This is a genomic window from Pontixanthobacter aquaemixtae (assembly GCF_009827395.1).
Taxonomy (GTDB): Bacteria; Pseudomonadota; Alphaproteobacteria; order Sphingomonadales; family Sphingomonadaceae; genus Pontixanthobacter; species Pontixanthobacter aquaemixtae.
Window position 1 is genome coordinate 790,641 of sequence record NZ_WTYX01000001.1, and the last position, 13,795, is coordinate 804,435.

The window sequence follows — 13,795 nt, forward strand, 5'->3', positions numbered from 1 at the left end:
AAATTATGCTGCTGCAAGTGCCGCTTCGCGATCACGAAGAACCTTGCGATTGACCTTGCCGGCCGGCGTTTTGGGAAGTTCGTCGACGAATTCGACGATCCGTGGAAATTCATGCTGCGCCAGTCGAGTGCGCGTGAAATCTTGCAATTCGCGAACAAATTCGTCCGATCTTGCGCGACTGCTGATGACGAAGGCCTTGACCACAAGTCCGCGTTTTTCATCGGGCGAACCGATCACCGCGCATTCGAGCACATCGTCATGTTTGAGCATGGTGTTTTCGATCTCGACCGCGCTCATCGTCCAACCAGCCGAAATGATCACATCATCGGCCCGGCCGCAGTGATAGAAGTAGCCGTCTTCATCAATCTTCGCGCGGTCTTTGGTCGAAAGCCAGCCATCCTTTCGCTTGAGCATCAGCTCGCCAACCTCACCCGGATCGGTAGCTGTGCCGTCTGCGCGCTGCACTTCGAGCGCGAGTCCCGGAATAGGCTTGCCGAGCGAGCCTGGCTTTACCGCGAAATCCTTGGCACCCGGATAATTGACCAGCACAACGCCGATTTCGGTCGTGCCATACATCGAACAAGCATCGACCGCGAAAGTCTCGTCAATCCAGTCCAGCGTGTCGGGGTCAATCGGTTCGCCGGTGTAAGAAAGCTTTCCGATGGCAAACCGGAACTGGCCCGATTGTCCGGTATTCTTCATCATCCGGTAATGCGTTGCAGCAGCCGACATGTTGGTAATGCCGAAATCCTGCAGCGCCTGCATCAATCGGGCCGCATCAAACTTCCCACGCCCCATCGTTCCCGTGGTCACACCCAGTCCCAGCGGGGCGAGGGTGCCGTGCCAAAGGCCATGCCCCCATGCCGGCGAAGAAGGGCAGAAGAACTCGTCGCCCGGCCGGATGCCGGTTCCATAGAGAGCGGCAAACATTAGCGTCACGAGCGAACGGTGAGTGTGTTTTACGGCTTCTGGCAATTCGCGCGTGGTGCCGCTGGTATATTGGAAGCAGGCGAGGTCATCGCCTTTGGTTTTGGCTTCATACTCGGTGGGATATTCCGCGAGCGAGCCGATCAACGTATCATTGGCAACAACAATCCGCGGGCCTTCGACCGATCGGGCGAGCTCAGCCTTCTCGTCGCTCGTCAGGAGCACCGCTGGCTTACAGTCATCAACTCTCAACCTCAACGCGTCGGGCCCGAACAGGGTGAACAGCGGAACGGAGATCGCGCCGTGCAGCATCGCGCCAAACAGGCAGACATAAAACGGCAAAGAGGGTTCGAGCATGAAGGCGATACGATCACCCTTGCTAACACCATTGGCATCCAGCCAATGGGCGAATTGTGCGGCGCCGGACGCAATTTCATCAAAGCTCAGAATTTCGTTTTCGCCGTCAGCATGTGCGATCCGGACCGCGGGACGGCCCGAACCATCGGCGTGACGCAGCATCGCTTCTGCAGCGATATTGAAGCCTTGCTTGTCGCCATCGAACAGCTCCCACAGCGCAGCGGAAGACGCGTGTTCCTGTGCGTCTGCATAGCTGGTGAAGCTGCTGAGATTGGTCACTTGGTTTCCCTTCTCCGGTCGATTCGGCGCGAGTGCCGATTAAATGCCATAAAGCCCTTGCTATTGCAAATATCGAATGATATTCAATATATCGAATGAATGAAGCTGCGTCCTCTACTCCCCCATCCAAAGGAAAAGCCCCGGCCATTGCCCGCGCGGTCGCCATATTGCGCTTGCTTGGGCGCAGCGAAAAACCTCTTGGAGTTCAGGCGATTGCCCGCGAACTTGAGCTGGTTCCAAGCACGTGCCTTTACGTTCTTCGCGCACTGGTTGAAGAACAGCTTGTCGCGGTTGATCCGAACTCCAAGCTTTACCGGCTTGATGCGGGGGTGCTGTCACTCGCCAGGGGGTGGCTGAAGCAAGATCGCTTCGCCGACATCGTGCAGCCAGAACTTGATTTGTTGGCGCAGCAGTCCGGTGTCAGCACCATGGCGGTCCAGATTGTCGGACTTGATCACATCATTGTGATCGGAACGGCGCAAGGAAGTGCCAGTTTCCAACTGTCCGCTCATATCGGCAGCCGCTTTCCGGCCCTGATTAGCGCAACCGGACGGTGCATTGCAGCGTTTGCCGATGTTTCCGTTGCCAGCTTGCAGGAACGCTTTTCGGAGCTGCGCTGGGATAACCCGCCGACATTTGAACAATGGCTCACCCAGATTGGCGAGACCCGGACGCGGGGCTTTGCCGTGGATGACGGTTTCTACATGGCGGGCGCGACCGTGCTTGCCGCACCGGTGTTCTCGCAGCCGGGCAGCGCGCCGGGGCACGCACTTGTCGCTTTGGGTATGGAGGGCAATGTTCGCGATGCCGGAGTGGATATGATTGGCGAAGCCTTGCGAAAATCTGCGGCTGTACTTTCATCCCGGCTTGAAAGCACGGGCGGCTGATTGCTTCGCGTCTGCGATAAATACGCAGGCACGGCGCTATTTCTGCGCGGGACTCTATAGTCGATGAACATCTGAGTATTGAGAGAAGGATCAGGCGATGGATGACTTCACAGTTGCAGCCGTAGGGATTGGCCAACTTCACGCGCGGTTTGTCGACGCTGTTTTCCGTCAGGATATTCGCCAATTTGCCGATTGCTTTGCGAAAGAAGGCGTCTGGAAAATCGGCGGCCGGGTCATGGAAGGGCGCGAAACCATTTTCGAGCTCACCGGCCCAATGCTGTCCTATTGCGAACGCATCCAGCTGGTTGCCCTCCAGCCGTTGCTTGATCTTACCGATGAAGGTGCGGTCGGCCGGCAGCAGATGATCGAATTTTCAAAGATGAAAGACGGTTCGGGCGCCATGACAATCGGCGTCTATCATGACCGCTATGTCTTGGAAGAGGGGCAGTGGCGCTTTGCAAAACGTCACTGGAGTTTCAAATATCGTGGTCCGCATGATTTCTCTGGCGGTTTTGCCGACACGCCAGACTATGGCGCATTCCCCAGCGGTCCGGCGGACGACGAAGAAACCTATATTCGCCCGCCAGATTGAGAATTCTCAGCCCATCGTCGGGATAACGAAGGCATTGCTTCCATCGCCACCGCCATCGGGCCAGCGCTGGGTCACTTTCTTGACCTTTGTCCAGAAACGCAGACCCTCCATTCCGTACTGGTCGGTGTCCCCGAAGCCCGAGCGTTTCCAGCCGCCAAAACTGTGATAGCTGACCGGGACTGGGATCGGCACATTCACGCCAACCATCCCGACATTGACCCGTGAGGCGAATTCGCGGGCCGCATGGCCATTGCGCGTGAAAATGGCGACGCCGTTACCGTATTGGTGATCGGAGGGAAGGCGGACTGCTTCATCGAAATCCTTGGCGCGGACAATTTGCAGCACCGGGCCGAAAATCTCTTCCTGATAGCTTTTCATTTGCGGTGTCACCCGGTCAATCAGGGTGGGGCCGACGAAAAAGCCTTTCTCATGGCCTTGCAAGCTGAACCCGCGACCGTTGATCACGATCTCGCCGCCTTCTTCTTCGGCAGTGCTGATCCAGCGTTCGATATTCGCCTTATGCTCTGGCGTTACCACCGGGCCGTAATGGGCGTCCGGATCGGTTGATACACCAACACGAAGGGCATTGATCGCCGGGATCAGCTTTTCCTTGAGGCGTTCTGCGGTGTCTTCACCCACCGGCACCACAACCGGCAGCGCCATGCAGCGTTCACCGGCCGATCCAAAGGCCGCTCCCATAAGGTCACCCACCGCCTGATCGAGGTCGGCATCTGGCATGATGATTCCATGGTTTTTCGCGCCGCCCATCGCCTGCACCCGCTTGCCTGCCGCAACACCGCGTTCATAGACATAATGCGCAATGTCTGATGATCCGACAAAGCTGACCCCGGCAATATCCGGGTGATCGAGAATTGCGTCGACCATTTCCTTGTCGCCATGCACAACCTGAAGCAGCCCTTCCGGGGCCCCCGCTTCGACAAACAATTCTGCGAGCCGAACGGGAACGCTGGGATCGCGTTCGGAAGGTTTCAGGATAAACGCGTTGCCTGCCGCAATTGCCATTCCGAACATCCACATCGGGATCATCGCCGGAAAGTTGAACGGTGTGATACCTGCACCAATCCCCAACGGTTGCCGCATCGAATAGACATCAATGCCCGGGCCAGCGCCTTGCGTATATTCGCCCTTCAAAGCTTCCGGAATTCCGCAGGCAAACTCGATAACTTCAAGGCCGCGCTGGACGTCACCCTTCGCGTCCTCGACAACCTTGCCGTGTTCGCTTGCAAGAAGTTCGGCCAGTTCCTGCATGTTTTCTTCGAGCAGTTGCTTGAACCGGAACATCACGCGTGCGCGGCGCTGCGGATTGGTTGCAGCCCATTCGGGTTGGACATTCTTGGCGGTTTTAACGGCTTGCTCCAGCAGAGCGGCATCACCCAGTCCGACTTCGGCTTGGACTTCTCCGGTAGAGGGATTCCATACTTGATGTTTGCGAGCAGGGGAAGGGCTTTCACCCACGATGAAATGATCGATCTGGCGCATGGTTGTTCCGATTGTTTAACTGTTGAACTTGTTACTGGACGGGTGCGAGAGAGAGCACGCTGCCTTCAGCATCGCCGGACACGTAGATCGTGCCATCCGCGGCAACGGCAATTCCGGCAAAGGATTCCATGGGACCCGAAAGATTTCCAACCCCGCCGAGAATCTTCGGGGTCACACCCGGGGGTGCTTTTACCGGCAGATTGCTGGCGATTGTCTGACGATCCGATCCGTCGAGGGCCGCGCTGACAAGCGATCTGTCGCCTACATCGAGTATGAATAGCCGATCGGCATGGATGGCAATTCCCTGCGGTTCGCGCAGACCGTCAATCACCGTTTCGGTTGCACCGCCTTTAATCGATACGACGCGGCCCGCACGGTTCTCGGATACGAAAACCTTTCCGCCACTACTGACAGCAACACCCATTGGCCTATCAAGGCCACTGGCCAGTTCCTCTACGGAACCATTTGTTGCATGAAGTACGCGGCCAGCGGCGCCATCTGCGAAAATTGCCGAACCGTCCTGAGCCCGCGTTACACCGAAAAGAACTTCGAAACCTTCCGCCACCACTTCGCTTTCCTGTGATGCAAGGTTCCATCGCATCACTTGTCCGCCTGCGTTGGTTGTCAACCATTGGCCGGGGCCATCGGCTGCGACACCACGGGCAAAACCCGGATAGCCGGGATAGAACAGAAATCCGATTGTCTGGCGCGTTCCGTCGGGGTCAACAAGATAGCTATACGCACCATCGGCGATAAACAGAGATCCGTCTTCGCCGAGAGCAAGGCCCATCGGCCATTGCAGCCCATCGGGCACAAGGTTCTTGGTTGTCCCGTCCGAGAGCACCTCGTTGACTTGTCCGGAGATGCTCGAGACAAACAGCCGGTCGCCCACGAAAGTGCAATTGTCGAGGCCAGGAGCCACTGTGGCGAGCACTTCGCGTTCACCGGTTTGTGGATCAATCCTCAAAACGTCTCCGCTCGCGACTTGGGTCGAAACGATCCGGCCCTTGCTATCGAACTTCACCGAATCCGGCACGCCCAGATCGCCGGCGACGACTTCGTGATCGCCTCCCTGCAAATCGATCCGCCAGATCTCGTTGACCGCCATCATCGGCATGTAGAGCTTGCCGTCGGGGCCCACCGTAAAGGCATTCGGCATTGGCGCATTTTCGAGAATGAGACGCTCGGCACCGGTATCCTTGTCCAACTCCATTACCCGCCCATCGGGTCGGCATTCGCCTGCGATTAGGCGTCCCTCATGCATCGTGATTGGATTGGCGACAGGCATTGCGCCGTTGACGACTCGGTACGCACCGTCAGCAGAAAGCATGCTGACTTTGCCCAGAGTCACCTCGGTGATGAACATGTTGCCGTGTTCGTCAAAAACGAGGTCATCGGGAGCGGTAACGGGGCCATCTATGGCGCAAATTGTCTCGACCGCGCCGCTGTCAGGATCAATCGCGCTTATAGAGCTGCCTGGCACCTGCGCGACGTAAATCCGCCCGTCAGGACCGGTGCGCAAACCATTGGCTCCATGCAACCGGCTTGGGTGGCTGACCCTAGAAAGGGTCCAGCCTTCAGCGACATTTGCTGACGGGATAGTATCCAGGCGACCTCGCGATAGTGACATTGGTTCGTGCCTCTTCCTCAGCCGTGACCGACAATAGCTTTGGTTTCGAGATATTCCTCAAAGCCGTGCGCACCCCATTCGCGGCCATTGCCGCTGCGCTTGTAACCGCCGAACGGGGCGTTGAAGTCAAATCCACCGTTGACGTAAATTGCGCCGGCACGGATTTTCTTCGCGATAGAGCGGCAGGCCTCGATATCTTCGCCATTCACGTATCCCGCCAAGCCGAAATCGGTGTCGTTGGCGATTTCGACAGCGCTTTCGATGTCGTCGTAGCCAATCATGACCAGCACCGGCCCGAAGATCTCCTCGCGCGCGACAACCTTGTCGTTGCTTGTGGCAAATACCGTTGGTTTAACGAAGAAGCCTTTTTCGAGGCCATCAGGGCGCCCGGGGCCGCCCGCTACGAGTTCGGCCCCTTCTGCAATTCCCTTCTCGATATAGTCCTGCACTGTCCGGTACTGCTCTTCGGAAACAACCGGACCCATCGCCGCATTGCCGCGCGGATCGCCAACTTCAACGCTCTCAGCCGCCGCCTTGGCCAGAGCTTTGGCTTCATCCATCCGCGATGACGGGACAAGCAGGCGCGATCCGGCGCTGCAGGTCTGCCCCGAATTGACCATCATGCCCGTCGTCGCGCCGGTGACATGTTCCGCCATCGACGCGTCGTCCAGAACGATGAACGGGCTTTTTCCGCCCAGCTCAAGGCAAACGCGCTTGACCGTGTCGGCCGCATCCTTGCTGATCTGGACACCAACGCTTTCCGACCCGGTGAAAGAGATCATATCAATACCGGGGTGCTTGGAGATGGCACTGCCGATGACAGATCCCTTGCCCTGCACCATATTGAAGACGCCCTTGGGAACCCCGGCTGCATCGAGAATTTCGGCGAGTATTTGCGCGGAATAGGCGGCCAGTTGTGGCGGCTTGAGAACGATCGTGCAGCCAGTGGCGAGGGCAGGGAATACCTTTACCGTCACTTGGTTTATTGGCCAGTTCCACGGCGTGATCATGCCGCAAACCCCGATGGGTTCCTTCACGATCAGGGTGTCGCCCTGTTGCTCCTCAAAAACGTAGTTTTCCAGGCTTGCGATCGCGGTGTCGAGGTGACCCGTACCAAGGAAGGTATGGAAACCGGAGGCAAGCGAAGCTGGCGCGCCCATCTCTTCGGTGATCGCAGCGGCGAGTTCGCCTTGCCGTTTGTCATATTCCGCCTTGATCGCCCGGAGCAGATCGAGCCTCTCTTCGCGTGAAGTCTGCGAATAAGAGGCGAATGCGCGGCGAGCTGCCTTGACCGCCAGATCAACATCCTCGGCTGTGCCCAATGCAATGCGGCCAGAGACTTCCTCTGTTGCAGGATCGATCAGGTCGACGGTTCCTTCGCTTTGCGGGTCAACCCATTCGCCATCGATGTAGAATTTCAGATATTCGCGCATTGCTCTCTCCTGCCGGTTAGCGGCTATTATTGGGTGCCCTCGGCATACCAGGTCCGGAATTTGTCATACTTGGGCATTTCTTCCGAATTGGCCTTGGGATCGATAGGAACATGAATCACGGTCGGCCCGCCGCGCTTGTATGCGCGTTCAATCGCAGGCCCGATCTCGTCTGCTGTTGCGCAAAATTCACCGTGAGCTCCCAGACCTTCGGCAATTTTGTCAAACCGGACCTTGTCGCTCCAATGCGTTCCGGTCTCTTCGGTCCCGGGACCAAAGGTGCGCTTGTAGACGCCGACTTCCAGCCCCCACTGGAAATCGACGCCTACCACACAAACGAGCGGAAGATTGCGGCGGACCGCAACTTCCAACTCGGCGATGTGGAACAGGAAGGAGGAATCTGATGTAACCAGCATTCCCGGCCGAGTTCTGCCGGTTTCAGCCTGATCGGCGAGCATGGCTCCGGTGGCGTAGGGTAGGCCAGTGCCGATATGGCCGTAATTCTGGTTCCAGATGACATCGTTGGGCTTGCACTGGTTATAGGTCCAGCCGAACACCACCGACGCACCGCCGTCGCGGATCATGATGCCGTCTTCGGGAAAGGCTTTGGTTGCCTCGACAATGAACCGGCTGGTGTGAACCGCTACGTTGCCGGTCCCATCGCTTTTGGTAAGTGTCTCTTCCGCGAGTTCGTCGAGCTCTGCCTGGCCGTCATGCATGAACTTCTCAAGATCGGCGGTGTCCCCAGACCAATCACCAAGCGCGCGGGTAAGCTGCGGCACGACTGCGCGAACATCGCCAACCAGCGGCACGTCAATCGGACGATTGACCCCGATGGCAGTGGGGTCCTGCTGCACATAAATCCATTTGCGATTGGCTTCGCCTTCATACCAGTGACGCCAGCGGCCGAAGTGAACCGGCTCGCCCAATTCTGTGCCAAGGGCCACGACAACATCGCATTTCTCGACCGCCTCGATAGAGGCATCGGAAAATACATATTGGAACGTACGATCTTCGATTCCCTTGATGTAGCTCGTCCCGCCGGAAGTCTGTACCACCGGACAGTTCATTTTGAGCGCGAGTTCCTTGACCGCTTCGCCAGATTTGGTCGTGTGAACCGCATGGCCGACCAGAAGAACAGGGTTCTTGGCATTCTTGATCAGTTCGGCTGCCTCGGCAATCCGATCACCGTCGGCCCCTTGCTGGGTTAGCCGGTACCGCGCCGGCGGCAGAATGTCGGGTGCATCAAGCTCTTCGAGGATAACATTGCTGGGATATTCGACATAGGTTGGCCCCGGCGTGCCTGACATCGCGACGCGGATCGCCTCTCGAATAACTTCGTCTGTTTGGTCAGCATATTCGATCGCGCCCGAATATTTGACCGAATCCTCGATCATCGGTTCTTGTCGAACGAACTGGATCCGCCCCCGCCGGACGCGGCGTTCGGTTACCCGCGCGCGCTGCCCGCCAAGGAAGATGACCGGTGAATTTTCCACTTTGCAGCATTGGATTGCCGGCATCATGTTGGCGAGGCCGGGGCCAAGCGTTCCGAAACATAATGCGGGTTTGCCGGTGATGCGGCTTGCAGCCTCTGCCATGAATCCGGCTGCTGCTTCATGATGGGGTGAAACAACGGTCCAGCCGCGCCGCTCTGCCTCAAGGCACATATGGACGAAGTTTGGATCGGGGATACCGAACAAAGTCTTGATGCCTTCCGCCTCGAACAGGTCGAGAATGCGCTTGTATACAGGCGTACCGCCTTCCTTTGTTGAAAGGTCGGATGTGGCCGTTTTCGGTTTGTCGTCTGCGTAGCTCATTGTTCGATTTTCCTTACTCCGCCGCGCCCCATGAAATTGGCCAGGTTGCGGTGCAGATTGATGACTTTTTGTTCTTGATGCGGATTGGGCAGGGGGCCCCTGAAACCGCTGGATTTCATACCTTTGTGGACGAATTCCATGTTATCGAAATCCTGCTGGAGGACAGTGCCCCAGTTTTCGGCATTGGGCTCGGCATAGACCCACTCGGTCTCGGGTTCTTCCCCATCAGGGAACCGTTCAAGTGCGTAGCTTTCGAATATGCATTTGTCGGGATCATCGCCGTAGGGGCGAACACGGTAGCAAAGAGCGTATGTCGCGCCGTGCAGGATATTCTGGTTGGGAAACAGCCCCCAGGCGAGGCCGGATTCTTTCTGGATATCAGCAGGAATTTCGGGCCAGACAACGCCGCGCTTGGCGTCATCCTTTTTGGCTGATGCGATCCAATGCGCCACGACATCGCCCGGCGGCGTGCCTTCGGGTAGCTCGTCGACCAAACGGCTTGCTGCATTGACCAGTGTTTCGGTCGAAGCGGCGTAATTTACCGTCTCGTAATTTTCCTTGATCAGCTGGTATGTCGAAACACGTGGGTCGAGGCCCGCTTTGCCGGAGCGCGTTGTGCCGCCGCTGGTCTCTGTCGCGAAATCTTCTTCGCGGACATCGTATCCCGAAACCGAATGCAGGCCGAATTGTTTGGAATAGGCATAGTAGTCACCATAGGCGAGGAGCTGCGTATGCGTTCCCGCAACGTGATAGGGTTCAAGGAAAGCTTCGATCGCAACTTTCCAATTGCACTCATAGATCGCCCATTGGCGCCACTTGTAGCGCATCTTGGACATCTCGTGCGCTTCCAGAACTTCGCCCGCGAAACCCATCCATTCCGCAAGCGGAACGGCATCGGGATCCATGTTGATGTAGATGAAGCCCCCCCAGGTATCGACCTGCACTTCTGACAGGCATGTCATTTCGGCGGTCAGCTTGTTGTCCCAGTCCTGTGGGTCGAGAATAAAAGTGTTGTTGCCGTCAGTATCAAACGTCCATCCGTGGAAACCGCAGATGAAGCTTTTGCGATTGTTCCCCCGAACGTCGTGCACTTGCCCGGGAAGCATATCGGGTACGCTAACCAGTTGGCGGCCCCGATGAGGGCAGACATTGTGAAAAGCCTTCAGGCTGCCATCATCCTTTCGCAGAACGATAACGCTTTCATCCGCGACATTATAAGTTAGCCAGTCACCCGGATTTGGCAGGTCTTCCTCGCGTTCGACCATTTGCCAGATTTTTGGCCAGAGCAGGCGCTTTTCATCGTCCAGATAGTCGCGCGATTGGAACGCTTCGAGCGGGTAAGTGACTAGCTCTTCGCGATCCATTACTTCGGGCGCGATGTTCGGCGTTGCTCGATGCTTGCTGTTGCTCATATCCGGTTCCGTTGATCCTCGCCCATCGTCAGCTTTGTGTCTCGGGAAGGCGGACATCCATTCCTTCCAGCTGACCGGCATCGCGCCAATCGGCGAGCATTTTCGTGAAATCATGCCAGCCACCGCCCCATTGGCGGAATAGACCCCATTCATGCGTGTCCGCGCCTTCGTTCGAAAAATAGCTAGGCGGGCAAATATTGAGCAGATCATCGTTTGAAATCTGCGTTGCCTTGAAGTGATCGGTGTATGACCGCATCGCTTCTTCGGTCGGTTCAACCGCGACAGCGCCTTTTTCAAGCGCTTCGGCGATAACATAGGCGATATGTTCGCCTTGGCGGCCAAACTGTTCTGTTACGGAGGCGTTGAGACCGCCCTGAATGTAGCCGATGTAGAACTGGTTCGGGAAACCATGCGTCATCGTGCCGTGCAGTGTCTGCGGCCCGTTTCGCCAATGGTCGTATAGCGATTTGCCTTCGCGGCCTTCGATTCTGTCGATGCCCCAACGCCTTTCGAGCGCGCTGGTGACCTCGAACCCGCTGGCGAAGATGATGCAGTCAGCCTCATACTCTTCGCCGTTTGCGACAAATCCCTTCTCGGTAATCTTCTGCAGACCTTTGGTGTCGGCGACATCGATCAGCTCGACATTCTTCCGGTTAAAGGCAGGGTAAAAAGCATCGCTCGACAGCGGCCGTTTGCACATGAAATTGTAATAGGGCTTGAGTGCCTCTGCGACTTCGCCGTCTTCCACCAGTTCGTCGACCCGGCGGCGCATACGCTCCATGACGCGGTGATCCATTTCCATCCGCCGCGCGAGAAATTCTTCTTCGGAAATTTCCGGCCAACCTTCTTGCTCAAGCCGCGCCTTCATGTTCCGGTTGATCTCGGTCCAGAAATCGCAGACCAGATCTTCATCATCGGGGCCATAGGCTTCCATTGCGCCGCGATGGAAATTGTCCTGCCGCTCTTTCTGCCAGCCCGGGCTGAGGCTTGCTAGCCAGCTTGTATCGGTTGGCGGATTGGGCCGCGCATCGACGCAGGACGGTGTGCGCTGGACGACATAAAGATGCTGCGCACTTTCAGCCAGAAAGGGGACCGCCTGAATCGCTGTTGCCCCGGTTCCCACCAGCGCCACTTTCTTGTCGCTCAGCTTCTCAAGCGTGGGATCGCCATATTTCCCGCCGGTATAGTCATAGTCCCAGCGGGCAGTGTGGAAAATTTTCCCTTTGAAGCTTTCGATACCTTCAATCGCGGGAAGTTTTGGCATGTTGAGCACGCCATTGGCCATGACCACAAACCGGGCCTTGATATTATCGCCGCGATTGGTCCCGACATGCCAGCGCTGGAGATCTTCGTCCCACACCAGCGATGTGATCATGGTATGGAACAGGGCCTTGTCGGCAAATCCGAACTGCTCGGCTATCTGCCGCGCATACCCCTGGATTTCCCAGCCATCGGCGAACTTCTTCGACGGCATAAAACCGGTTTCTTCCAGCAGCGGAAGATAGCAGTAACTTTCATTGTCACATTGAATTCCGGGATACTGGTTCCAGTACCAAACGCCGCCAAAATCCCCCGCCGTGTCGACGCAGCGGAAGTCCGTCACGCCTTGCTTGGTCAGGTAATAGGACGCAAGTACGCCGCCCCATCCAGCGCCCAGAATGACGACATCGATTTCATCGCTGATTGGTTCGCGGGGCGTTATTTCCTTGTGCGGGTCGCTTACAAAGCTCGAGACCGCGCCGCCGGATGGCTGGACATATTGCTTGCCGCCCGCGCGCTTCAGCCTGCGCTCTCGTTCCAGAGCATAGCGTTCCTGCAGCGCAGCAATGTCGATCTCGTCGACTGGCGGCACGTTGCTGGGCTTGCAAGATGTCATGGGCTCTCCCTTTATGGCCATTTGTTGGTGACCTTAATCAACAGCCGTGTCGATTCCAGAGCCAATGCCTTATTCCTAACTCTTATCGCCACGGCGGTGTCGCATCGCTGGTGCGATTGCTTTGGCGCTTGCCCGCACTGTGCATTTCAAATTTCCGGTGCACGCTGCATGCTTGCTTGATCAAAGGCGGATTGCGGAGGGCGAGGCCAAATGAAATGCGGAGATATGAGCGGACGTGTCGCTCTTGTGACCGGGGCAGGGTCAGGGCTGGGCAAGGCGAGCGCTGCCTGTCTGGCCAGAGCAGGAGCGAAACTGTGCATCGTCGATATCAATGAAACGCGGCTGCGCGAAACCGAGAAGGAGCTTTCAGCGAACTCTCCAGATGTGCTTGCAATCCATGCCGATCTGTCTGGCGCAGAGGCATGCAGAGCGGCAGTGGAGTCATGCGTATCGCATTTTGGCCGGCTTGATGCGCTCTGCCATGTGGCGGGGCTGATTCGCTTCGACCACACGCCGCAGATGAGCGAAAGCGATTACCATCTGATCCAGAACGTCAACCTGGCGGGCGCCTTCTTTCTTTCGCAGGCGGCGATCCCGCATTTGCTGAAAGTCGATGGCGCAATCGTAAATGTCGCATCCTCTGCGGCCTTTATTGGTGAGGCATATGCTGCGGCATATTGTGCGAGCAAAGCCGGGCTGGTCGGAATGACCAAGGCAATGGCAATGGAATATATGCACGAGCCGATCCGGATTAATGCAGTTGCGCCGGGTGGAATGCATACCAACATCGCCGAAGATATTGTTTGGCCGTCGGGAATGGACAGAAGTCTGGTCGACCGCTTTGCGGGGTTAAGGGGCCTTGTCGATGTCGATGATGTGGCCGACATGATCGCTCATCTGGCGTCGCCAGATGGCAAAGGCTTTCATGGAAATTGTGTCGTCATCGATAGAGGCGTCACCGCCGGATAGGGCCGTTGATCGTGCAACAGGGACCAGTAAGTTTAACCGAAAAGGGGCGTATCGCTCCGGCGTTATTGAGCGCCCGAGTCTGGAACTTTGCACAACAGTTGATCAACAGTGGTGTGCAC

The 13,795-nt window shown here is 57.0% G+C and carries 10 protein-coding genes; 3 read left to right on the forward strand and 7 right to left on the reverse strand.

All coding sequences use genetic code 11. The features are described from left to right. Window positions 1-3: 3 nt before the first annotated feature. Window positions 4-1,563, reverse strand: a complete 1,560-nt coding sequence (locus GRI41_RS03850) for an acyl-CoA synthetase (protein ID WP_160603445.1) — start codon at window positions 1,561-1,563, stop codon at window positions 4-6. Window positions 1,564-1,658: 95 nt separating this feature from the next. On the opposite strand from GRI41_RS03850, the gene GRI41_RS03855 reads away from it, so the two are divergent. Then, the gene (locus tag GRI41_RS03855; protein WP_160603446.1) at window positions 1,659-2,450 is read left to right on the forward strand and encodes an IclR family transcriptional regulator; all 792 of its coding nucleotides are present in this window, start codon (window positions 1,659-1,661) and stop codon (window positions 2,448-2,450) included. 97 nt (window positions 2,451-2,547) lie between these two features. Beyond that, a complete protein-coding gene (locus GRI41_RS03860; RefSeq protein ID WP_160603447.1) occupies window positions 2,548-3,042 on the forward strand; it encodes a nuclear transport factor 2 family protein in 495 nt (164 codons plus the stop codon). Between the two features lie 6 nt (window positions 3,043-3,048). Here GRI41_RS03860 and GRI41_RS03865 read toward each other — a convergent pair whose 3' ends face one another. From GRI41_RS03865 to GRI41_RS03890, 6 genes are all read right to left on the reverse strand, one after another. After that, entirely contained in the window at window positions 3,049-4,542 is a 1,494-nt protein-coding gene (locus tag GRI41_RS03865; RefSeq protein ID WP_160603448.1) for a CoA-acylating methylmalonate-semialdehyde dehydrogenase, read from the reverse strand. A 31-nt stretch (window positions 4,543-4,573) separates the two neighbouring features. Then, window positions 4,574-6,064, reverse strand: coding sequence for an SMP-30/gluconolactonase/LRE family protein (locus GRI41_RS03870; protein WP_235901047.1), 1,491 nt, complete (start codon window positions 6,062-6,064; stop codon window positions 4,574-4,576). Between the two features lie 125 nt (window positions 6,065-6,189). Next, complete coding sequence (locus tag GRI41_RS03875) at window positions 6,190-7,605, reverse strand: aldehyde dehydrogenase family protein (RefSeq protein ID WP_160603450.1); 1,416 nt, start codon at window positions 7,603-7,605, stop codon at window positions 6,190-6,192. A 26-nt stretch (window positions 7,606-7,631) separates the two neighbouring features. Further along, entirely contained in the window at window positions 7,632-9,419 is a 1,788-nt protein-coding gene (locus tag GRI41_RS03880; RefSeq protein ID WP_160603451.1) for a thiamine pyrophosphate-binding protein, read from the reverse strand. Then, window positions 9,416-10,831 carry an aromatic ring-hydroxylating oxygenase subunit alpha gene (locus GRI41_RS03885; RefSeq protein WP_235901048.1) on the reverse strand — a complete coding sequence of 472 codons (1,416 nt, stop codon included), beginning with the start codon at window positions 10,829-10,831 and terminating at the stop codon, window positions 9,416-9,418. Before GRI41_RS03885 ends, GRI41_RS03880 begins: the two co-directional genes overlap by 4 nt. A gap of 28 nt (window positions 10,832-10,859) precedes the next feature. Next, complete coding sequence (locus tag GRI41_RS03890; protein ID WP_160603452.1) at window positions 10,860-12,707, reverse strand: flavin-containing monooxygenase; 1,848 nt, start codon at window positions 12,705-12,707, stop codon at window positions 10,860-10,862. A gap of 225 nt (window positions 12,708-12,932) precedes the next feature. On the opposite strand from GRI41_RS03890, the gene GRI41_RS03895 reads away from it, so the two are divergent. Then, entirely contained in the window at window positions 12,933-13,676 is a 744-nt protein-coding gene (locus tag GRI41_RS03895) for an SDR family NAD(P)-dependent oxidoreductase (RefSeq protein WP_235901049.1), read from the forward strand. Window positions 13,677-13,795: the final 119 nt, after the last annotated feature.

What these genes read in the sequence shown, in the direction of transcription:
- GRI41_RS03890 (WP_160603452.1), bottom strand. Translation starts at nt 12,707, where the DNA reads ATGACATCTTGCAAGCCCAGCAACGTGCCGCCAGTCGACGAGATCGAC.
- GRI41_RS03875 (WP_160603450.1), bottom strand. Translation starts at nt 7,605, where the DNA reads ATGCGCGAATATCTGAAATTCTACATCGATGGCGAATGGGTTGACCCG.
- GRI41_RS03880 (WP_160603451.1), bottom strand. Translation starts at nt 9,419, where the DNA reads ATGAGCTACGCAGACGACAAACCGAAAACGGCCACATCCGACCTTTCA.
- GRI41_RS03895 (WP_235901049.1), top strand. Translation starts at nt 12,933, where the DNA reads ATGAGCGGACGTGTCGCTCTTGTGACCGGGGCAGGGTCAGGGCTGGGC.
- GRI41_RS03855 (WP_160603446.1), top strand. Translation starts at nt 1,659, where the DNA reads ATGAATGAAGCTGCGTCCTCTACTCCCCCATCCAAAGGAAAAGCCCCG.
- GRI41_RS03885 (WP_235901048.1), bottom strand. Translation starts at nt 10,831, where the DNA reads ATGAGCAACAGCAAGCATCGAGCAACGCCGAACATCGCGCCCGAAGTA.
- GRI41_RS03865 (WP_160603448.1), bottom strand. Translation starts at nt 4,542, where the DNA reads ATGCGCCAGATCGATCATTTCATCGTGGGTGAAAGCCCTTCCCCTGCT.
- GRI41_RS03860 (WP_160603447.1), top strand. Translation starts at nt 2,548, where the DNA reads ATGGATGACTTCACAGTTGCAGCCGTAGGGATTGGCCAACTTCACGCG.